This window comes from Streptomyces netropsis, from assembly GCF_014203545.1.
Lineage (GTDB): Bacteria > Actinomycetota > Actinomycetes > Streptomycetales > Streptomycetaceae > Streptomyces > Streptomyces netropsis.
In genome coordinates this window covers 77,680-96,866 of record NZ_JACHJG010000019.1, presented here as the reverse complement: position 1 = coordinate 96,866, position 19,187 = coordinate 77,680, and the positions used below count along the sequence as shown (strand labels likewise).

General features: G+C 70.2%; 21 protein-coding genes. 6 read left to right on the top strand and 15 right to left on the bottom strand.

Annotation, left to right across the window (positions count from 1 at the left end; genetic code table 11):
* Positions 1 to 35 precede the first annotated feature (35 nt).
* From FHS38_RS32215 to FHS38_RS32165, 11 genes are all read right to left on the bottom strand, one after another.
* Entirely contained in the window at positions 36 to 455 is a 420-nt protein-coding gene (locus FHS38_RS32215) for a conjugal transfer protein TraB (RefSeq protein WP_184739658.1), read from the bottom strand.
* 22 nt (positions 456 to 477) lie between these two features.
* Complete coding sequence (locus FHS38_RS32210) at positions 478 to 2,973, bottom strand: ATP/GTP-binding protein (protein ID WP_229822839.1); 2,496 nt, start codon at positions 2,971 to 2,973, stop codon at positions 478 to 480.
* A 127-nt stretch (positions 2,974 to 3,100) separates the two neighbouring features.
* Positions 3,101 to 3,409 (bottom strand): hypothetical protein, encoded by a 309-nt coding sequence (locus tag FHS38_RS32205; RefSeq protein ID WP_184739656.1) that lies wholly within the window; start codon positions 3,407 to 3,409, stop codon positions 3,101 to 3,103.
* Complete coding sequence (locus FHS38_RS32200) at positions 3,406 to 3,882, bottom strand: hypothetical protein (RefSeq protein WP_184739654.1); 477 nt, start codon at positions 3,880 to 3,882, stop codon at positions 3,406 to 3,408. Before FHS38_RS32200 ends, FHS38_RS32205 begins: the two co-directional genes overlap by 4 nt.
* 114 nt (positions 3,883 to 3,996) lie before the next feature.
* The gene (locus FHS38_RS36230) at positions 3,997 to 6,057 is read right to left on the bottom strand and encodes a DUF2637 domain-containing protein (protein WP_268246243.1); all 2,061 of its coding nucleotides are present in this window, start codon (positions 6,055 to 6,057) and stop codon (positions 3,997 to 3,999) included.
* 37 nt (positions 6,058 to 6,094) lie between these two features.
* Positions 6,095 to 6,871 (bottom strand): hypothetical protein, encoded by a 777-nt coding sequence (locus FHS38_RS32190; protein WP_184739652.1) that lies wholly within the window; start codon positions 6,869 to 6,871, stop codon positions 6,095 to 6,097.
* Positions 6,872 to 7,026: 155 nt separating this feature from the next.
* On the bottom strand, positions 7,027 to 7,287 hold the full coding sequence (locus FHS38_RS32185) for a hypothetical protein (protein ID WP_184739650.1): 261 nt from the start codon (positions 7,285 to 7,287) through the stop codon (positions 7,027 to 7,029).
* 106 nt (positions 7,288 to 7,393) lie between these two features.
* Positions 7,394 to 7,597 (bottom strand): hypothetical protein, encoded by a 204-nt coding sequence (locus FHS38_RS32180; RefSeq protein ID WP_184739648.1) that lies wholly within the window; start codon positions 7,595 to 7,597, stop codon positions 7,394 to 7,396.
* A gap of 389 nt (positions 7,598 to 7,986) precedes the next feature.
* On the bottom strand, positions 7,987 to 8,244 hold the full coding sequence (locus tag FHS38_RS32175; protein ID WP_184739646.1) for a WhiB family transcriptional regulator: 258 nt from the start codon (positions 8,242 to 8,244) through the stop codon (positions 7,987 to 7,989).
* A 5-nt stretch (positions 8,245 to 8,249) separates the two neighbouring features.
* On the bottom strand, positions 8,250 to 8,696 hold the full coding sequence (locus FHS38_RS35775; RefSeq protein WP_260421056.1) for a hypothetical protein: 447 nt from the start codon (positions 8,694 to 8,696) through the stop codon (positions 8,250 to 8,252).
* 156 nt (positions 8,697 to 8,852) lie between these two features.
* The gene (locus FHS38_RS32165; RefSeq protein WP_184739644.1) at positions 8,853 to 9,473 is read right to left on the bottom strand and encodes a hypothetical protein; all 621 of its coding nucleotides are present in this window, start codon (positions 9,471 to 9,473) and stop codon (positions 8,853 to 8,855) included.
* A gap of 348 nt (positions 9,474 to 9,821) precedes the next feature.
* On the opposite strand from FHS38_RS32165, the gene FHS38_RS32160 reads away from it, so the two are divergent.
* The 4 genes from FHS38_RS32160 (at position 9,822) to FHS38_RS32145 (ending at position 12,939) form a co-directional block, all read left to right on the top strand.
* On the top strand, positions 9,822 to 10,571 hold the full coding sequence (locus FHS38_RS32160) for a GntR family transcriptional regulator (protein ID WP_184739642.1): 750 nt from the start codon (positions 9,822 to 9,824) through the stop codon (positions 10,569 to 10,571).
* Positions 10,568 to 11,164, top strand: coding sequence for a P-loop nucleotide/nucleoside kinase family protein (locus FHS38_RS32155; protein ID WP_268246245.1), 597 nt, complete (start codon positions 10,568 to 10,570; stop codon positions 11,162 to 11,164). The genes FHS38_RS32160 and FHS38_RS32155 overlap by 4 nt, the downstream gene beginning before the upstream one ends.
* Positions 11,165 to 11,335: 171 nt before the next feature.
* Positions 11,336 to 12,373 (top strand): AAA family ATPase, encoded by a 1,038-nt coding sequence (locus tag FHS38_RS32150; RefSeq protein ID WP_184739640.1) that lies wholly within the window; start codon positions 11,336 to 11,338, stop codon positions 12,371 to 12,373.
* Entirely contained in the window at positions 12,370 to 12,939 is a 570-nt protein-coding gene (locus FHS38_RS32145; protein ID WP_184739638.1) for a phosphotransferase-like protein, read from the top strand. The genes FHS38_RS32150 and FHS38_RS32145 overlap by 4 nt, the downstream gene beginning before the upstream one ends.
* A 7-nt stretch (positions 12,940 to 12,946) precedes the next feature.
* Here FHS38_RS32145 and FHS38_RS32140 read toward each other — a convergent pair whose 3' ends face one another.
* The 4 genes from FHS38_RS32140 to FHS38_RS35770 all read right to left on the bottom strand — a co-directional run bounded on the left by FHS38_RS32140 (position 12,947) and on the right by FHS38_RS35770 (position 16,873).
* Positions 12,947 to 13,786 (bottom strand): DUF1932 domain-containing protein, encoded by an 840-nt coding sequence (locus FHS38_RS32140; protein ID WP_184739636.1) that lies wholly within the window; start codon positions 13,784 to 13,786, stop codon positions 12,947 to 12,949.
* 4 nt (positions 13,787 to 13,790) lie between these two features.
* Positions 13,791 to 14,456, bottom strand: a complete 666-nt coding sequence (locus FHS38_RS32135) for an HAD family hydrolase (RefSeq protein WP_184739634.1) — start codon at positions 14,454 to 14,456, stop codon at positions 13,791 to 13,793.
* Positions 14,453 to 15,076 carry a hypothetical protein gene (locus FHS38_RS32130; protein WP_229822841.1) on the bottom strand — a complete coding sequence of 208 codons (624 nt, stop codon included), beginning with the start codon at positions 15,074 to 15,076 and terminating at the stop codon, positions 14,453 to 14,455. The genes FHS38_RS32135 and FHS38_RS32130 overlap by 4 nt, the downstream gene beginning before the upstream one ends.
* Positions 15,077 to 16,360: 1,284 nt before the next feature.
* A complete protein-coding gene (locus FHS38_RS35770) occupies positions 16,361 to 16,873 on the bottom strand; it encodes a hypothetical protein (protein WP_229822842.1) in 513 nt (170 codons plus the stop codon).
* Positions 16,874 to 17,291: 418 nt separating this feature from the next.
* Here FHS38_RS35770 and FHS38_RS35765 point away from each other — a divergent pair, with 418 nt between their 5' ends.
* Together FHS38_RS35765 and FHS38_RS32120 are read left to right on the top strand one after the other, a co-directional pair.
* Complete coding sequence (locus FHS38_RS35765; RefSeq protein ID WP_229822843.1) at positions 17,292 to 18,020, top strand: hypothetical protein; 729 nt, start codon at positions 17,292 to 17,294, stop codon at positions 18,018 to 18,020.
* Positions 18,020 to 18,952, top strand: coding sequence for a DciA family protein (locus tag FHS38_RS32120; RefSeq protein ID WP_229822844.1), 933 nt, complete (start codon positions 18,020 to 18,022; stop codon positions 18,950 to 18,952). Before FHS38_RS35765 ends, FHS38_RS32120 begins: the two co-directional genes overlap by 1 nt.
* The last annotated feature ends 235 nt before the right edge of the window (positions 18,953 to 19,187 follow it).

The window sequence follows — 19,187 nt, the reverse complement described above, 5'->3', positions numbered from 1 at the left end:
GCGGGGCCGCCCGTGGCAGGGGTGGGGGAGTGGGGTCAGCGGTTGAAGAACCCGGGCCGGGGCGTCTTCTCGCGTCGGCCCGAGCGGATGTCGTCGAGCGCGCCGTAGAGCCGGGCGTGGGTGCGCCGGGTCTGGTGGGTGAGGTCGGCGGTCTCCTGCGCGGTGTCGGAGAGCTTCTTGACCTGCACCCCGGCGCCGCCCAGGGCGACGGCGACGTTGCTGGTCAGCTCCACGAACTTCGCGTCGAGTCCGGCGTTGTCGATGTCGCGGGCCACGTCCTCGGCCCGCTTGGCGTTCCTCCTGACGCTGCGCACGAGTTCCTCGAGGCCGATCCCGGCGTCGTCGAGCGCGCGCCCGAGGGCGTCGAGCTTGGCCTGGACGGCCTTGTAGCGGTTGTCGCCGTCGGCGACGGCGGGCGCCGCGCCGCCGGTGCGGAGTGCGGGATCGCTGCTCATCAGCGGGTTTCCTCCCTGCTTTCTAGTCGTGGTGGGCGGCGGCCGACGCGTACGTCAGGCCCGCGTCTTCCTTCGCGGCCATGTCCTCGCCGTACACGCGCGCGACCATCGCGGCCGCGAGCTTGGCGGCCTCCAGGGCCAGCCCGCACTCGGTCGCGCACCGTTCGGCCTGCTGCCTCATGCGGGCCGCGGCGTCGGCCAGGTCCGAGATCAGCTCGGTGACCTGGGTGCTGACGTTGTGGTCGCCGACCAGGTCGGCGGCCATGTCCCGCAGGGCGTCGGCGACCTTGTCCAAGGCCTCCGCAAGGGCTTCGGCCCGCTCCTGGTCGGAGGCGGCCTGGATGGCGATGTTCGCCATCTCCATCAGGTAGTCATCGAACGTGATGTCCGTGCGGTGCTGGGCGGCCAGGCCGCCTCCGCCGGACGGCCTGCTGACCTGCGCGCTGCTCACGCTGCTCCCTTCCGTGCTGGTGGGTTGGGTGGTGCCGGGCCGCTGAGTGTGCGGCTCGGGTGCGGGAAGCAGAGCCCTGGGCTCCACGATGACCGCGTCGGGGTAGTCGGACTCCTGATGCGGCGGGGGCGGCGCCTGCTTCGGCTCCCATCCGGGAAAATCGACGGTGGGGACCCCCATCGCGAACCACGCCCCCGCGCCCGTCGTGCCGGCCGTACCCGCACCGCCCGCCGGGCCGCCCTTACCCGCCGCGCCCGGCCCGGCCGGACCCGGCCCGCCCTTACGCGCCCCGGCCTTCGGCCGCTTCACCCTCAGCTTCCTCAGCTTGATCCTGGGCATTTTCAAGCGCGGCCCCTTGCGGCCACCTCCAGGCCTTCCGGGCCCGCCTCCAGCCCCAGCGGCCGCCGGCTTCTTCGCCTTCGGCTTCGGTGACTTCGGCTTCGGTGACTTCACCCATGGCTTCTTGGGCTTGAGGCCCGGCTTCCTCGCCTTCCTCAGCCTGATCTTCAGTCGCGGCTTCTTACGGCCGGCCGCGGGCTTTCCGGGCCCGCCTCCAGCCCCGGCGGCAGCCCCCGGCCTCTTCCGCTTCGCCTTCGGAGACTTCGGCTTCTTCAGCCTGACCTTGGGCTTCTTGGCCTTGCGTCCTGGCTTCCCGGGCGACTTCTTCGCCCCGCCCCCCGGCGTACCGGCACCTGCGCCAGAACCTGCGGCGCCGGGCCCCGAACCAGCTTTCCCCTTCCTCTTGTTCCTCTTGCGTTTCTTGGCGGCGCTGATGACGGGCCGGGGGGCGGGCTTCTTCCGGCGCTTCTTCCAGCGCCGCTGCGCCTCTTCCGCAAGGGCCTCGCCCAGGGTGGTGCGGCCCGGGCCAGCGGCTGCCGCAGCCGCCTTCTTCGCTTTCCTCGCGGCCGTTCGGTCGGCCTTCTTCTGAAGCTGGTCCTGCCGCGCGGCCTGCCGGTTGTCCCGGGCCTGGTCGCGGTCCTTGGTGCGGTCGGCGAGCCCGGCGGCCTGGCGGGCGGCGCGCCGCTGCTGCCGCGCGGCCTGGCGGGCGCCGGCCCGCTCCTGGCGTCCGCGGGACCGCTCCGCCGCCGGGCTGGAGGCGTTCGAGCTCTGCTTCTGGCCCTTGTGGCCGCCGTCTCCCTTCGAACCGCCCTTACCCGAACCGCCGGAGCTGCCAGAGCCGCTTGGACGGCCTTGGGAACCACCGGCCGTTCCTTGGCCCTTGGCGGCCCCGCTGCGGCCGCCAGCGGGGCGGTCGGGGCCCTTCGCGGCGCCCTTGGAGCCGACGGCCGCCCCGGAGTTGCGGCCGGAGTCCTTCCCCCGGGGGCCGGTGCCACTGGAGCTGTTCGTCCCCGCTCCCCGGCCGCCGGCTCCCCGGCCGGCTGCGGAACCGGTGCCGGCCAGGGAGGAGCGCGGGGCCCCAGGCCGGTTCGCTCCCGATCCGGAGTTGCTGCGGGGCGGCCCTGTCCCGCCACCGCCGCGGGAGGGCCCGCCCCCGCCGCCGGCCTTCGAGCGGCCCTTGTCCGTGCCGAGGCCGGAGCCGGTCGTCTTCATGCGGTCGGCGTCGGCCTTTCCGCGCGCTGCCGCTTTGTCGCCTTTCGCTTTCATCATCGCGGCGTGGAGCTTTCCGTTCTGCTCCATCATCGCGACTTCCTGCGCGGTGCGGCCCTCCAGCAGCGCGGCCTTCCGTGCTATTTCCGCCTCACGGAAAGGCGCTTCGCTTTCGTGCCTGGCCCGCGCCATTTCCAGCCGGAGTTCCAGCCAGTCACCGAGACGGTCGGCGAGTGAACGATGCTGGACGTATTCGCCCTCCTCGTATTCGCCGTCATCTTCATTGAATTCTGGTGACGTAATTCCCTCGGAGCGCAGGGCCGTAGACGGGTCCGGGGCGGCGGGGACCGGGGGCAGTTCCATCGTCGTCTCCTCCGGCGACTTCGGGGGAGCCTCGGGAACGTCTTCCGGCGATGGAATGGTGTCGCCGTAGTCCGGGATCGGCGGTGGCACGTATGTGGAGTCATCGCGCCAGGGACCGCGGACCAGGATCCCGTTCGGGTCGTCCACATCGGACACGATGCACCTCCCTCCTGGGACTTGACAGAGCGTGGGGTCTTGTGTGCACGCGTGTGCACGTGCACGTGTGCACGCTTTACGCGCGCGAGGCCCCGCCGGAGCCCGGCGGGGCCTTCGCTGGTGACGTTCAGTTACGCGGGGGGTGCTTCGCCACGACCTGCTCCGCGTACTGCAGCAGGTCGTTCCAGATCCGTCCGTTGCCCTCCACTCGCTGGTCCAGCGCCGTGATGAACAGGCGGCAGATCAGCGCGAATCCGGAGTACACGTCCTGGCGATTCGCTTTGACGTCCTTGGCCATTCGGGATCGTGCCAGGCGGAGCCAGAATTCCATCTGCCCTGCCTCGCCGCGAGATTCACGGGCTTTCCTCGCCTCTTCCTTCAGCCAGTTCTGACGCCGTTCGGCTGACCGTTCGGCGCTGCTGAGGGGGCGGTTCACGCCGACTCCCGACCAAGGTCGTAAATCGACGTGGGCCCACCGTACCCATAATTCTTGTTCTGTGCACCCTGCTGAGGCGGGTTGGGGGCGGCCTGGAGCTTCGGCGGGTTCTTCTTCCGCTGCCTTTCGATCTCCTTTTCCTTCCTGCCCTTGGCCGTATTCACAACGGCCTCGTCGTGGGCGCGGCGCTTATAGGCGCTCTTTTCCAGGCCCGCGGTGAGGTTGTTCAGGCTCTTGAGCACGTTCCCGATGGCCTTTTCGACGGGCAGCGCGCGCAGCCTGGCGTGGTACCAGCGGTCGCCCTCCACGTGCGTGTCGCGCAGGTGCACGCGGGTCTCGTGGGCGAGGGTCTCCAGGTTCTTGCCGATGTCCAGCAGGACCCGCTGGACGTCGGCCAGGTACCGGGCGGTGGCCTCCGGGCTCTGCGCGACGTCGCGCAGGGGGGAGTAGTTCGGGTCGTTGTTGCTGTTCACGGCGGGGATTCCCTCCTGGTGTACTGGTGGGGCTGTGACTGCTTCCGGCAGTCGCAGCGAGGGCCAGCCCGATTCGCGCGGGCTGGCCCTCACTGGTGTGTGCCGGACGATGGATCAGGGCCGGTAGCCGCCGGCGAGGAGCGCCGCTGCCTCCTGGCGGTACTCCGAGGCGGTGCCGGGGGAGGAGATACTCAGACCTCCCTGGACGTCGGCGAGGGATACCAGCTCCGACAGTTCGCGCTGGATGCCGGCGAGGTCCTTGCCGTCGGGGACGAGGCCGGCCGCCAGCGCCATGCGGGCGACCTTGCGGACCGCACGTTCGCGCGGCTTGAGCTTCGCGACGTCTTCGGCTTCGGCTGCGGCCCGCTCGATTTCGGCAGCGACTCGTCGCGTTTCGGCAGCAGCCCGCTCGGCTTCGGCAGCCTCCTTCTGGGAGCGCGCGATGTCGGCGAGAGCAGCCGCCTGGCGGCGGTCCTCCTCCGCCTTCTTGCGGTCGGCTTCGGCAGCGGCCCGCCGCGTTTCGGCAGCGGCCTTCTCCGTTTCGGCAGCACGCCGGTCCGCTTCGGCAGCGGCCTCGCGGGCCTCGGCGACGGCCTGGGTCTCGATGGCCTGCGCCTCCGCCGCGGCGACCCGGTCGGCCTCCGCAGCTTCCTTCCGCTTCTGCGCCGCCTGGCGCTCCAGCTCGGCCGCCTCCAGGTCGGCGGCGGCCTTCGCCTTGCGTGCCTCGGCGATCCGCACGGTCTCGATCGCGCCGGCCTCCGCCGCCGCGACCTTGTCGGCCTCGGCCACCGCCCTGCGCTGCTCGGCGGCCTTGCGCTCGAGCTCGGCCTTCTCCAGGACCGCGGCGGCCGCCGCCTTGCGCTCATCGGCCTCCTTGCGCTCCGCCTCGGCCTCGCGGGCGCGCGCTTCGGCGACCACGGCGTTGTCGAGCGCCTGCTGCTCCAGCTCAGCGGCCCGCTCTGCGGCGCTGACCTGGGCTCGGGCGTGCGCGCGGGCCTGACCAGTCTCGCCTTCCACGCGGGCGCGGACGGCTTCGAGCTTGCCCTCCGCCTCCAGCCGGTCGGCCTCCGCCTGCTTCCGCGCGAGCTCTTGGCGCGTCTCCGCGTCCAGGCGCCGGCGCTCGGCTTCCTCCGCTCGGGCCGCCGCCTCGCGAGCCTGCTGCTCAGGCATCGCCAGGGCCTGCGCGACGGTGTAGCCGTGGGCGGCCATCTTCATCGGCAGCAGCTCGTCCTCGGTCGCCCTGTCCAGGTCGCCGTCGTACTTGCGCTTGAGCCACTGCTGGTAGCCGATGAGGTCCTGCTGGCGCCGGATCATCTCCGGGTAGGAGGTGATCCCGTGCAGCCGCATCCGGCGGTAGAACCGCGGCGTGGCGACCGGCGAGAGGATCCAGCGGTGCAGCGGAATCCGGTCGGCCGCCGTCCCCGCCTCCAGCCTGGCCCTTTGGATGATCAGGCGGCGGGCGGCCTCCACACCGATCACGAACAGGATCGGCATGACACCGTGGGAGGCAGCCTTGACCGGGTCGGCGCCGATCTGGCCCTGTGAGCTGGCGTTGAACCAGATCGTCGCACCGGTCATGGCGTGCGCGGCCATCCGCAGCAGCGGCCAGCCGATGTCCTTGCGGATCAGATAGAGGTCCAGCGCGAGGAACGCGATGATGCTCGCGTCGACACCAACTGGGAACCAGGGAGCCAGCTGCGTGCTGAATCCCCAGCTCAGGGCGACCTTGGCCAGGGTGCTGTACGACATCGCGAAACCAATGACGCCGACCAGCGTCCCGCCGATCGCAGCGACAAGCGACAGCGCGGTCATCAGCCGGTCACGGCCAGGCTTGATCATCTTCCGCTTGTCCGGTCCCGAAACGCCCCCGGCCGCACCCGAAACCTTCTCGGGCGCATCCGAAACGGCGACCGGCGGACGCGAAACGGGGGTGTCGGGAACCGCGCTCTGCGGCCATTCGGTGATCGTCATGGAGGCCTCCGGAAGGGGTCGTTCAGGACGGGGTCGAAACGGCGGCCGGTGCTCCCGAAACGCAGGGAGTGCGTCCCCGAAACGGCGGCCGGTGCGAACGGTTGCTTGCGAAACAGGCACCGGCACTACCCGCTCCAGGCGCACGAAAAGTCCGGCCGCCGGGAAGCGGGCAGCCGGACTGGAGGAATGCTGCGGGCCGGGCACGAAACGCCCTGCCGCTCCCGCCCGATGGGAGCGAAGCTCAGGCGAGCGCTCGGTCGGCCCTGTCACCGGCGAGGCTGGCGACTTCACGCAGCCGCTCACGCTGCTCCTCGATCACCCGGTTGAGGTCGCCGACCACCGGGGTGTCGTGCCGCGAGTAGAGGACCGGCTCGTACTCGGAGATGTGCTCGATCCACCAGTCCTTGGCGTCCAGGCCGATCTCCCGGGCGACATCCCTCAGCTCCAGCTCGTCGTACTCACCGGCGACCCGGACCTGCGCATCGGCGAGCTTGGCAAGCTGCTCGGCGAGCCTGTCCCACGCCCCGGCCGCCTTCCTCGCGGCATGCTCCGCATCAGTCAGCCTGAGCAACTGCGCACGCCACTGACCGTCCGCAGTGCTCCAGAACTCCCCGAACACCCGGCGCAGCTCGGCCTGCGCCGACGTCCACGCCTCCCACAACGGCGCCGCCCTGCGCAGCAGGGGAGCGGCCTCCAGCCGGAGCCGGGCCTTGGACCACATGATCCGCGCCGCCTCGTACTGGTTACTGAGCTCACGGCTCTGCTCCCAGGTAACCGCCTTGTCCTTGTAGACGGCGAGCGGCACCTCAGGCTCGGGCTCGCGGCCGGTAAAGGGGGCGAAGTAGTAGAGGACCCCACCCTCAGACCGGCCGGGCTCAGCGCGCACGAAGTGCGGGTGGTGATACCGGGCGACGTCGGCGACCGCCGGGGCCGGCGGAGGCGTCGGCTGGGCGGAGGTCTGCCGGTGGGGGAGACCGGTGTCGTCCAGGGGGTGCTGCAGGGCGATGGTGCGAGGCATGAGGCCCTCCGTGAGTTGAGAGGAAGCGGCCGGGGCTTTCCCGGGCTGAGCCGTGCGGAAAGGCCGGCGGCCCGTCGTGCGGGCGGCCGGCCTCGGAAGGTGCCATGGGGAGGGAAAGAGGTTCTGTGCCGCTCCCGGCCGTCGGGAGCGGCTGCTCACGCGGAGACGGCAGGCAGGTGATCGATGCTGTGGCCCCGGTCGACAAGGGCGGCGGCCAGGTAGTCGGTGGCCTCGGCTTCCTCGATGCGTAGCTCGTGACGGCCGAACGCCAACGTGGCGACCTCGACGGCGGTAACAGCGGTGACTCGGCTGGGCTCACCCATCAGGCGCGACTCAGCCTCACGGACCAAGTGCGAGGCAACGTTCATCAGACGGATGTGCCGCTTCCGTGCGCGGAGCTGCGTGAACGTGAACATTGATGTGTCCCTTCGGGCTGGCTGTGTCCGGGCTGTCCGGCTCCCCTTCACCGCCCGACCCGGCCCAGTGGCCGGTGCGGGCGGATCAGGCAGACGGCAGACCGGATTACGCGGCGAGCAGCGGAAGAGGGACGAGGCCGACCACGACGCGGCCGTCGTGAACGTGCCGACCGATGATGATCAGGCGGTCGCGCGTGGCACAGGCAATGTCCGGATCGGCGCCTTCGACCAGGTGCTCGTAGGACTCGAAGTCGGCCGTCGTCCAGGTGTCGCTGTCGCCGTGCTGGTCGCGGAACTGGACAGGAGTCATCTGTTCCTCTTTCTTACGGGATGGCCCGGAGCCGGGCCGAGAGAGCGAGTGGGTGGGCGGGTCTTCCGTACGGCGGGCGACCTGCCGTGAAGAGCAGCGCGGAACGGACAGCGACTTACGCCTCCGTCCCGCGCCGCGGGTCAGCTCCGCTTCCGGAGCTGGTTGATGTACGCCTCCTGGAGCCTCGCGAGCGACTCATACAGGCGCTGCCCGGTGCCGCACCGTGCGTCCAGCGAGCACCCTTCACAGGTCTCACCGTGCGCACGATCCGCAGCCGCGGCCTTCATGTACCGCTCGTACAAGTCCTCAGCCACGGGCCCGCCGATCAGCCGCGGACTGTGCGTTCATCCGCCGGAGTTCGGCCTCCAGGCGCTTACGGTCGGTGTCGGTCATGCCGACGCGTTCCTGGCTCGGTTGCGCGCGGCGCGGCGCTTCAGCGAACGGCGCTCGTCCTCGGACAACCCGCCCCAGACACCGGAGTCCTGACCGGACTCGAGCGCCCACTGGAGGCACTGCTCCATGACCGGGCAGCGGCGGCAGACGGCCTTGGCCTCTTCGATCTGCAGCAGGGACGGGCCGGTGTTGCCGACCGGGAAGAACAGCTCGGGGTCCTCTTCGCGGCAGACCGCGTTATGGCGCCAATCCACGGCGATCACCGTGCCTGTCCGGTGCCGTCACATGTGGTGCAGGACTTCCAGGTCTGGCGGGTCACACCGTCACCGCTGGTGTCGACCATCCGACCGCGCTTCCCGTCGCAGTCCCTGCAGGCCTGCCCGGCCGAGGCCTGAGTGTCGGCCTCGCGGACCAGGTGGTCCGACGTGGTCCACACGGAGCCGACCGCGACGGGCTGGCTGTCCGGACGGAGCACGTCCCGAACGATCACGGCCCACTGGGCGCTGCGGCGTCGGAGTAGTGCGCGGGCCTGCTCCGGGTCTCGGACCAGGGCGAGGACCTCGAACGCCCCGTCCACGTTCTGGTAGATCGCCCCCGCGCGGCGCGGTCCGATCTGAGCATCGACGACCCGGCGCGGGCCTTCGAGGAACAGCGGGTCGGAAGCGGCCGCGGCCGCGGGGATGCGTTGTGTCATGCTGACGGTCATCTGGGCCTCCCATTGGGTCCAGTGCGTGAGATCAGCCCCGGGGAATTACGGTCCCCGGGGCTGCTGCGTTCACCTGACTGCCGTACGAGCAGCCACGGCCGCCGCCGCCCGGGTTCGTCGGGGCGGCGGCGGCCGTGGTCGTTCGCGCGGGACGGTTCAGCGCACAGGGCGCTGGGGGCGAAGCGTGGTAAGCGGGACGGCGGGGCTCTCCGTCGGGGCGTCGCCAGCAGGCCGCTCTGCGCGCCGGGTGTCGGTCGCACGAACTGCCGTCTCCGTCGACGCCCACTTCATCTCGCGCAGCAGCCACAGGGCCCGGCCGTCACCCGGCTCGTCGTCCGCCGTCGCTGTCTGCTTCTGCGCGGCGATCTGGCTGACGGCCGGGGCGGGTGCCATCTTCGGCTTCCGCGTGACGCGGTTCGTGCGGCGCCCGTCGGTCTCCGAAATGCCTTCCTCCAGGCGCCGCCGCCAACGCTCGACCTCTACGTCGATGATGACGCGCCGGTGGCTGCCGCCCTTACAGAAGGTCGGATCGGCCGTGCCGGCCTTCTCTGTGTGGTGGGGCACCAGCCGCGTTCGGCCGGGCTGCCCGTTCGGACGGTTGATCGGCACCCAGGTACGGCAGGACGGGCACACCAGCGAGATGCACGCCGGGGCCAGGTCGTACTCGTGCGCGGCGATCTGGGAGACACGCAGCGGGGCAAGCTCGTTGCGGCCGCGGGAACGGGTGCGGCGAACACGCTCCTTAACGATGCGCTTGGGGGCGACAGCAGCAGACATGTGGACTCCTCACGTGCAGGCGGCGGGGTAGGTCATCGCGGGCGCTCTCTCCGCCACTGCGGGACGCACGGCTAGGCCGGCGTCCCGCAGGACGGACAACGCATCAGCGCTGCGAACTTCACACAGCAGTTCCTGGGCCGAAGGCCCTGGTCCGGAGGAGTTAGTGGTGCCTCATGGTGCAAAGACTCCGGGGCCACCGAGGTGGCGATCTGCTGCGGCAGTACAGGTGGTGCTTACGCGGTGCTCTCGGAGGAGCACCGCCGTTCACATACCTCAGGCTGCCTCAGATACCCTCAGGTGTCAAGCGGTATAGTGAGGCATCTAGGGCGTGTTACGAGGGAGGCGACGATGGGTCGGGCCGACAACAGGCCGCCGTACGAGCGAATTGCGGGCCACTACCGTGACCTGATCAGCTCCGGCGAGTTGCCTCCAGGCGCGCTGCTGCCGAGCATCAGGGCCGTAGCCCATCACTGGGAGGTAAGTACCGCCACGGCCGACCGGGCCATGAAACTCCTGCGGGAGGAGAAACTTGTTCAGGGGATCCAGGGCATTGGCACCGAGGTTCTCGGCCCGCCCATATCCCTCTCCTCCGGGGCCGAGCGTCACGACCGCAGCGGAACGACCAAGTCCTCCTGGGGTGCCGGCGAGAAGTCCAGCGGCCACACGGCCGCGATAGTCCCCGCTCCCGATTCGGTGGCACCAGCATTCGGCATCGAGCCTGGTGACGACGTGATCCGCCGCAGCCGTGTCTACCGGGATGCGCATGGCATCGTCTCCCACTCGACATCCTGGATCCCAGCCGAGTTCGCCCGGGCGCTCCCCGAACTGGTGCGCAGCGAGCGCCTCAAAGGCGGGTTGTCACTCGACCTGATCGCCCAGGCGACCGGTCGGCGGGTCGTACGACGCATCGATGAGGAGACCGCTCGCATCGCCACGGCTGAGGATCTGGAGCTCCTGGAACTGGAGCCCGGAACCGTCGCGGCGATCCTGGTTCTGACCGCGCAATTCCTCGACGCGGACGACCAACTGCTGGAGTACGGCGTCGACCTGGGCGCGCCCGGCCGAACCCGGATGAGCACTTCGGAGGTGGTGCGGTGACGGAGCGCGGCGCCTCGGCGCCGATAGGGGCGCCTGCGGAGCGGGCCCCCCGTGCCATTCTCATGGCCGGGATGCCCGGGGCAGGCAAGACCACGCTGGCAAGAAGACTGGCCGCTGCCGGTTACAGGCGGTTCTGCCCTGATGAGGAGATGTTCCGCAGATACGGCCGCTACGGCCCCGACTTCCCCCGAGGGGAGTTCCGCGTCCGAGAGGCGCCGGTTCTCGAGGACATCAGTGCGGAGCTTCGCGCCGCCTTGGAGGCTGGTCACGACGCGGTGGTCGACCACGGGTTCTGGACCCCCGAGGAGCGGTCCATGTGGAGGACGCTGGCAACGGAGGCTGGTGGAGTGCCCGTGTTGGTCTACCTGCCGGTGCCACACGAAGTGCGGTGGGCGCGAGTCGAGCAGCGCAACGCGCTCGCCGACCATGACGCAAACTCGATCGAGTTCAGCCAGGAAGACCTCCTGCGGTTCGCGGGCCGGTTCCAACCGCCCACCGCTGACGAGCCGCACATCGTCTACGACGGCCACCCGGAGAGCGTGCTGGCCGAACTCCGTCGTGCTTGTTCTTCCAAGAGTGGCGGCCTGCATTGACCCCTACCTCCCATGTAGAGCACCCGGTATTTGCTTCGAGGGCCATCACACCGTCCATGGGCTCAACGCGACATCACATAGGGCTGTCGAAGAACGTGCACTTGCCCATTCACGGGTTTTCAACATCCGCGTACACACGGGTTTTGTGGGCCGCGTCCTAGGCTCGCGGACATGACGATGACGGAGGGGCAAAGGGTGGGGAAGCAGCGTGCAGGGTGGAGGCCGGATCGGCTGCGTGAGCAGCGGGAGGCCCACGGCTTGACTCTGGAGAAGGCCGGTGAGCGTCTCCGGGAAGTTGCCGAGCGGGCCAAGCTCGGGGGTATTCCTGCCGCGAATCCTCAGACCTTGTGGCAGCACGAGCAGGGCGAGGTCTATCCCGGCCCGCACTACCGACGCGCCTACTGCCTCCTCTACCGGGCCACCGAGCCCGACCTTGGTTTCAGGAACGCCTTACCGGGTGAGGAGACGTCCTTCAAGCTCACGCCGATGGACGACCGCATCAACAGCTCACACGTCCTGGCCGTTGAGCGGGCGATTCACCGCATCACGCCGGGCTCGGGAGAAGCCGGCCACTTCGACTTGCAGCAGCGCATCATCGACGCTTGGAAGCGTCGGCACACGGGCGGCGACCCCCACCGCCCCGTGCTCATCCTGGTCGGCGGGTTCGCGGGCAGCGGGAAGACGGAGCTGGCCCGGTTCTTCGTTCAGCTCACCGGCTGGCCGCTGCTCGACAAGGACCCGCTCACCCGCCCGCTCGTGGAGCGCCTCCTGGTCGCGCTGGGCGGCGACGCGAACGACAGGCACACCGACCTCTACCGGGAAAACGTCCGGCCGGTGGAGTACGACTGCCTGATGCAGTCGGCCATGGCCAACATCAAGTGCGGCATCAGCACTGTGCTGACCGCCCCATTCATCGCGGAGATGACAGATCCGGCCTGGATGCAGCGCCTGGCCAACCGTGCGAGCTCGATGGGGGTCGACGTCTTCCCGGTGTGGGTTCGCTGCGACGAAGAGTCGATGCGCGAGTACATCGGATTCCGCTCCGCGGCCCGGGACGCGTGGAAGCTCCAGCGGTGGGACGAGTACATGACCACGATCGACCTGGATCTGCGCCCGGCGATGCCGCACCTGATCGTCGACAACCGGCTGGGGACCGCAGTGACGCTCGCGGACCAGGCCCGGCAGGCGATGGGAGCGATGTACGCATGAGTCGGAAGCAGGGCGTGATCCTGTATGGCCCGCCGGCGGCGGGCAAGGACACCGTCACCGCTGCCCTCGCCGAGATGAGCCCGACGTACGCGCAGTTCGCGCGGCTCAAGGTTGGAACGGGCAAGTCCGCCGGGTACCGAATGGGCACGACGGAGCAGCTGCGCGAGCTGGAGGCCGCAGGCGCCGTCGTCTACGCGAACCGTCGGTACGGGAACACCTACGTCGTCGACGCACCCGGTCTGGCTGATGCGTTCGTATCCGGGGTGCCCGTGGTGCATCTCGGGCAGGTCGACGGCATCCGGGCCTTGGTCGACGGCTACCCAGCGAGCTGGGCGGTGGTGCTGCTGTGGTGTCCCCGCGAGGCAACTGCGGAGCGATCCGTCGGCCGGGGAGACTGCGACACCACCGCACGTCTGTTGGCGTGGGACGCGACCCGCGAGGACCTGGACGCCCACCCGGAGACGGCCTGGGACCTGACCGTGGACACCACGGCGGCGTCGCCGCAGGAGGCGGCGCGGCTCATCAACCAGCTGCTGGCGCGACAGACGGGGGCGGCGACGGCATGAACGCGGGCTACGGCTGGACGAGTCGGTCCAGGGCGTCAGTAAGCGTGAGTTCGCTGTCATCCTTGGCGTCGTGCCACCGTGCCAGCGTGGACGCGGCCGCGCGCAGCATCTCCGCCGGAAGGCCGGCGGCCGCGAGGGCGTCGGCGGCTTCCTCCAACTCCGGGCCCCAGCGCCAAGCCCGCGCCGCCGTCTTGGCCACGTACTGCGGCTCAGACAGGTATGAGTCGGTGCGCCGGGAGGCGACCTCGATGAGCTCCTGGTCGACGCCGTGCTCGCGCGCCATCCCGACCGCGAGTGCAACCAGCACACGGCTCGTCTTCTGGAACGACGCGTACGCCAGCTTCAGCGCAGACGCCTTCCCGACCTCCGTGCCCAGCAGCACCGTCCTGACAGCGGTGCCTGCAAACAGCGCCTCGATGCGCTCAGTCGCGGCGGCCGGGCCGGACAGGTACAGGGTCGGCGTCTTGCCGCGCACCGGCGGGGAGCCGACGACACCGCCGTCCACGACGATCGCGTCCGGTTCGAGCAACGCGGCGATCCGCTGCGCCCGCTCGGGGTTGATGGCGTTCGCCTCCACGTACACCCCGGCGAAGCGGTGCCCGGCGACATCGCGGGCCAGGTCCTCAGCTGCGGCCGGCGGGCAGAGGCTGATGACGATGTCGCTGCGATCCAGCAGCTCGGACAGCGTGGCCACTGGCGCCAGGCCGAACTGCTCGGCGCGCACTGTGGACGCCGCGCTGCGCCCTGCCGTACACCAAACGACCGCGCCCGCGTTAGGCGAGGCGCAGGCCGCGATGGCGGCGCCCATGCTGCCGGGGTGGAGGATGCCGACGGTGGGCTGGTCCACTGTGCTACTCCGAGCGGTCGGTGAGCAGGAAGGTGATGGCGTCGACGACGCCGTCCGCGGTGTGGTGCGGGGCCGGGACCGTGTTCTCCCAGGGGCGACCGCGCAGCCAAAGGGCGCGGACACCGGCGCGATGTGCGCCGGCTACGTCAGTCTGCGGCGAGTCTCCGATCACCCAGGTATCGGGGGACAGGACAGCGCCGCAACGCGCAGCCGCGAACTCGAAGAGCCTCACGTCGGGCTTGCGGACTTCGATGTCTCCGGAGACGGCGACACCGTCGACGAGCGCGTCGATTCCCGTCATATGGAGCTTCGCGCGCTGAATGTCCGAGGCGCCGTTCGTCGCTACGCCGACGCGCCATCCGTTGTCGCGGAGAACGGCGAGGGCGTCGAGGACAGCTGGCGGGCACGAGACCGCCGACGCCATTCGATCGACGTACGCCTGCCACAAGTATGCAGACGATTCGGGCAGGGAGAAGGCCTCGCGCATCCGTATGAAGTTGGCGGGGCTCGCGCGGTCGGCGAGCTCCGACAGCAGCCAGGACTCGACTTCGGGGCCGTATCGGAGCTCACTGCACAGCGCACGTACAGAGATATGGAGGGCGGCACGGCGGTCGAGGAGCGTGCCGTCCAGATCGAAGAGTGCGAGGCGGGAACAGCTTCGGGATCTCATCGAGGAGGCGCGGCGAAAGGGTGGGCGAGATGAACGGGCATGTCCGGCTTCGCTTCAGCGGTGCTCCTCGGCGTCAGAGCGTTGAGAGCCGACGCAAGCGTCATGGTGTCCCGCTGCCACCTCTTTGGCGCGATGAGCTTCAGCCGCGGAGCCTCTTCTGGGGCGAGCACCTGACTCTTGCAGTCGATGACCGGGATGAGCCCGAGGCTGTGCCCAAAAAGCAGAACGGGCTTTCGCGCGATGAGGGAGCGCAGTTCGAGACGGGCAATGGGGCCGAGGAGGTAGACGCGACTGCCGGCCCTCTTCTGCTTGCCCACGATGACGAGACCATCAATTCCGTCGACGAGCCTGTCCCAGTCGTACGGGCGGTCGTCGGTGAAGACGTTGCGGTAGTGGAGGGTCTCAACACCGTCGGGCAGCTCTTCGGTGATCTGTGCGATCCAGTTGTCCCACTTCGGGCTGTTCATTGCCCTGGGTGCTGCGCTGATGTAGACGCGTACCGGGGTGCCGGGTGTCCGGTTGGCAGCGATCTGCTCCATGGCCGTGGTGTAGCGGCGCTGTTGCGTCGACGTCGAGAAGGTTGCCACGTCCAGGGGGTCGTCGGTCGGCGTCGTCTGCATGCCGCTCATCATGCCGGAGTGAGCGCTGACGGGATCGCGTGGGGGACGCTGGTGGGGCGTCAGGAAGACGTGTCCGCACGGCGACACGGAGGGGGCTGGGATATCGTGGCCCGCCCTGACAGGGGTAGTGTGTCTGTGGATACGATCTATACAGACATGGCTAAGCCCCGCGAGGCTGCACTCCGGGGCACGGCCGCAGACCTTCGATGGGATGGTCTCGACATGACTCAGGGTACCCGTACCCTCTGCCAGACACACAACAAGGCACCCGCCTCCGTGGCAGCGACGCGTTCGTCGCTCCGGTCGGCCGGTGCCTTTTCTGCGCTTCCGCGTCAGGCCGGGCGCGGGTACACGTCTCCCCGTATGGGGGTTGCGATGACGTGATCCAAGGGGCGGCGCCCGCTGTGCGGGGCTTCTAGCCGCCCGGCTGCTCGTCCTGGTGATTGCCGTCGCCAGGCCCAGCGCCTCTGCTCTCCATTTGGCCTTGCCGGGCCTCGTGGAGGTTCTGATCGACCCGGTTTGCCGCCGGCTTCGATCAGTTCGATTTTCGGTTCCACCCGAACCAGCCACCCCTGAGGGCGGCTTTTGCGTACCTCCGAACTCGAAGGAGCGCTGCCATTTTGCACTACCTCTTTAGCTCTTGTCAGCCCCGGCGTGCCCGTTTGGCCGTAAATGCTCCTTCGCGTGCGTCACATCCCCTCCCCATCGCAGGCTCGCGTCTATCCTCGCCGACTCCTGCAGGGCCCGGAATGTCCGGCCTTCTGCCCGGGGCAGCGTGGCCCGAGACTGGAACTCCGCCAGCCAGCTGCTCCAGCCCTCCCTGGCTGACGGCTCGGCGCCATCGGTCGCACGGCCCGCGCTCCTTCGCCGTGACGACGGTTCGCGTCGCCCAGGAGCTCGCGGAGCTCCTCCCCGCCGGCAGCGGTGGTCGTGCAGGCGTCGGTCCGTGTGGCGGGACGGGTCCCGAGATTTCTGCCCACTGCGTGGGAGCACCAGTGGGGATCTGGGCCCAGCGGCCGCTGCCCACAGGCCGTCCGGTGCAGGGTCGGCGGATGGATGACGAATCGCGCGTTCTGCCTGCTGAGGGGGGTGTCCGCTTTGGCGTGTACACCGGCCCGATGGCGACACAGGCGATGTTCGGATGTTCGGCCCTTGCGGTGTCCACCGCTCCTGCCGGGGCGGTGGACCGGTGAGTGCTGTCGTGGAGCCGATGGCTGCGCCGGCGGGTCTGGTTCGTCGGCAGCGGGTTCGTGTGCCGATGCGTCTGGTCTGGTCGGCGACTTATCAGGACGTGGCGCTGTCGGTGTACGTGAAGGTGAAGGCGTTGGCATCGCGGCCGGAGGGCTGCCAGGCACGGACGGAGACGATCGGCTCGTACCTGGGGCTGTCGGCGGCGTCGGTGGAGCGGGGAATGACACAGCTGCGCCGTCCGGGCCTGGACGGTGTGGTGGAGCTGCGTTCACAGCGCCGGACGCTGCCGGGCGGGACGGGGCAGTCGGCGGTGCGAACGGTGCGGCCGATGGCGCGGGAGGAGGCGTTCGTGTGGCTGCCGGTGGCGGCCGCGGAGGACCTCACGCCCCGGCAGCTTCGGGTGTACGCGCTGGTGGCGTATGCGCAGGCGCGGGGGATCGCGTTGACGGAGGCGGAGCTCGCGTCGTGTCTGCGGCACCACTCGGGCAGGAGGGCCGGCGAGGCGCTGTCGGTGACGGCGGCGTCGGCGGTCGTGGACGAGGTGGAGGCGGCGCGCTGGATGACGGTGCAGCGGCGTGCGGGGGCGCGGGGCCGGAACCTGTACATCGCGCACGACCTCGCTCCGGAGGCCCGTACGGACGGCCCGGCCGACGGCTGCGGCGCTGCTGCGGAGGCTGCTGGAGCGGCTGTGGACACTGCTTCCGAGGGGGCGGGCAGTTCCCAAGTTGGTGAGGGATCGGGTTCCCCGGTTGGTGAGGGATCCCTCGCGAATAAGGAAGTACCTATGATTGACTCACCTGATGACGGGCGAGCGCTCTTGTCACCCGCCGTAGGCGAGGTACAGGTGGGTAAGGCCGCTGGGCCTGTGGAAAACCTGGCCGGTGGTGAAGCCCCGGCTGTCGCGGGCGAGGGTGGTCTCGCGCTTCGCGCGGGTGGACAGACTCAGCTCTCCCCCTCGAAGCCGAAGAACCGCAGCAGCCGGAACGGGGCTACGGCCCGGTCGTACGACGGCCCGCGTCTGGCGATGAACGCGGAGCTCTACGCCGTGCTGGAGCCGGTGCACTTCCTGCTGGAGCAGGTGAACGATTTCGTGGCGCGGAAGGTGGCCCGTGAGGTGGGCTGCCAGCTGCGTGAGGGAACCTCGCCCGAGCGGCTGCAGTACCGGCTGACCGCTCGGCTGGCCAAGGTGATGCTCTCCGACATCCGGGACCCTGGCCGCTGGCTGCTGGGTGTGGCGCTGCCCCGGTGGGGCTGCGGCTTGCAGGACTGCGAGGCCGGGGTGATCTGGCGGACCGGTGCTGCGTGCGAGATCTGCGCGGAGGTCGTCCAGGACAAGACCGCCGCGAGGCAGCGCGAGCAGCGCATCGCCCAGGGCTTGTGCCCTGAGCACGGCACCCGCCCTGGCCCGTCGGGGCGCTGCGGAGCTTGCGAACTGGACGACGCGATGGCCCGGCCGGCCCCGGCCGTGGTGGTGCAGCAGGGGGTGCCGGACGGTCCGCCGCGCGGCTCCTGCGGCGACTGCGGCGTGCGGATCCTGCTGACCGGCCGGGCCCTCGAGGACGGCCTGTGCAAGCTGTGCCGCGAGGAAGCCGCCGCCCTGGCCGCCGACCAAGGGCCCGCAGACTCCGGCGTCACCGAGGCCCCGGTCTGCTCGGGCCGGGACGGGAACGTTCCGTGCGGCCGGGAACCCCTGCCGAGCCGCAGCGTGTGCGCCCGCCACCGGGTCCAGGAGCTCGCCGGGGCGGTGGCCTGATGTCCCAGGAACTGCAGCCCAGCGGCGTTGACCTGGCCCGGGTCGCCCTCCGGGCCGCGAAGGAGGCGGCGCGCAAGAACGGTGGCCGCGCGCAGCAGCCCAGGCCCCGCACCGTCCAGCCGGTCCGGCGCGACGGGCGCGATCCGATGGGCCTGGGCGACGTGCTCGGGGCGCTGGTCACCGAGCGGGCCTGGGAACTCCCGGCCGCCGGCGCCACACTGCGCGAGCGGTGGTCGGCCATCGCCCCGGAACTGGCCGGACACGTCGCGGCCGTCGCCTTCGACGCTGACTCAGGTCGGCTCACCGTGCGCCCGGAGTCGGCGGCCTGGGCGACAAAGACGCGCCTGGAGCAGACCCGCGTCATCTCGGCCGCCAACAAAGCGGCGGGCCGCACCATCGTGCGGTCCCTGCGGATCCTGCCGCCCGGCGCCGCGCCCGTTCCCGGCCCGGCCGATGTCGCGCCGGCAGCCCCGGCCTCGGCGACATCGGCCGGGCCGGTGAAGACCAGGGGGGCGGCATGCGAGGGCTACCGCCGCGCACCAGGCGGCCCGCCCCGACCGGTACGTCGACCCGGCCATTGCGGAGGCGATCGAGTCGCAGACCCGCGTCATGCGCCAGCTCAGCCGGCGTGCCTTGCCCGCGGACCCTTCGCTGCCGGACGCCGAGGTATTCACGACACCACATGTTCCGTGGTCAAGCGGGAAACCCCGGACAACTACGCCCGCCCTGTCGGTGAGGCATACACACAGGCACTGCACCTCTACAGCCACACCGTCGTGCCCTACGACCGCGACATCTTCGAAAACGCCCGCTCGTACCCCTCCTTCACCGCTATGACCTCGGAGGAGGCCAGGACATGGATTGCCGACCACACCGGCCCCAAGGGCGGCCGAAACTACACCCGTTGCCAACGGTGCGCCCCGGCACTGTAGCCCCGTAGGCCAACCGCAGAGGGCCGCAGCGGAGCCGGGCGAGCTGGACAGGGATCCGGCCGGCGCGGCGATCGCGTGACGACCGAGCTGAGCGGCATCGGCCTCGACAGCGTGAGCGGGCTGACCGTCGGCCAGTGCTGGCGGCCCGCCTGGCGCCCGGGCCATGTGTTTCCCGCGGGAAACACATGGCCACTCCCACGGTGGGGTCTTCCAGGTGAAGGTCATCTCCGCCTCC

Excerpts from the sequence above, each read along its gene's own strand:
- FHS38_RS32215 (WP_184739658.1), bottom strand. The coding sequence starts at position 455 with ATGAGCAGCGATCCCGCACTCCGCACCGGCGGCGCGGCGCCCGCCGTC.
- FHS38_RS32190 (WP_184739652.1), bottom strand. The coding sequence starts at position 6,871 with ATGCCTCGCACCATCGCCCTGCAGCACCCCCTGGACGACACCGGTCTC.
- FHS38_RS32185 (WP_184739650.1), bottom strand. The coding sequence starts at position 7,287 with ATGTTCACGTTCACGCAGCTCCGCGCACGGAAGCGGCACATCCGTCTG.
- FHS38_RS32180 (WP_184739648.1), bottom strand. The coding sequence starts at position 7,597 with ATGACTCCTGTCCAGTTCCGCGACCAGCACGGCGACAGCGACACCTGG.
- FHS38_RS35775 (WP_260421056.1), bottom strand. The coding sequence starts at position 8,696 with ATGACCGTCAGCATGACACAACGCATCCCCGCGGCCGCGGCCGCTTCC.
- FHS38_RS32165 (WP_184739644.1), bottom strand. The coding sequence starts at position 9,473 with ATGTCTGCTGCTGTCGCCCCCAAGCGCATCGTTAAGGAGCGTGTTCGC.
- FHS38_RS32160 (WP_184739642.1), top strand. The coding sequence starts at position 9,822 with ATGGGTCGGGCCGACAACAGGCCGCCGTACGAGCGAATTGCGGGCCAC.
- FHS38_RS32150 (WP_184739640.1), top strand. The coding sequence starts at position 11,336 with ATGACGATGACGGAGGGGCAAAGGGTGGGGAAGCAGCGTGCAGGGTGG.
- FHS38_RS32145 (WP_184739638.1), top strand. The coding sequence starts at position 12,370 with ATGAGTCGGAAGCAGGGCGTGATCCTGTATGGCCCGCCGGCGGCGGGC.
- FHS38_RS32135 (WP_184739634.1), bottom strand. The coding sequence starts at position 14,456 with ATGAGATCCCGAAGCTGTTCCCGCCTCGCACTCTTCGATCTGGACGGC.
- FHS38_RS32130 (WP_229822841.1), bottom strand. The coding sequence starts at position 15,076 with ATGCAGACGACGCCGACCGACGACCCCCTGGACGTGGCAACCTTCTCG.
- FHS38_RS35770 (WP_229822842.1), bottom strand. The coding sequence starts at position 16,873 with ATGTACAGGTTCCGGCCCCGCGCCCCCGCACGCCGCTGCACCGTCATC.
- FHS38_RS35765 (WP_229822843.1), top strand. The coding sequence starts at position 17,292 with ATGAACGCGGAGCTCTACGCCGTGCTGGAGCCGGTGCACTTCCTGCTG.
- FHS38_RS32120 (WP_229822844.1), top strand. The coding sequence starts at position 18,020 with ATGTCCCAGGAACTGCAGCCCAGCGGCGTTGACCTGGCCCGGGTCGCC.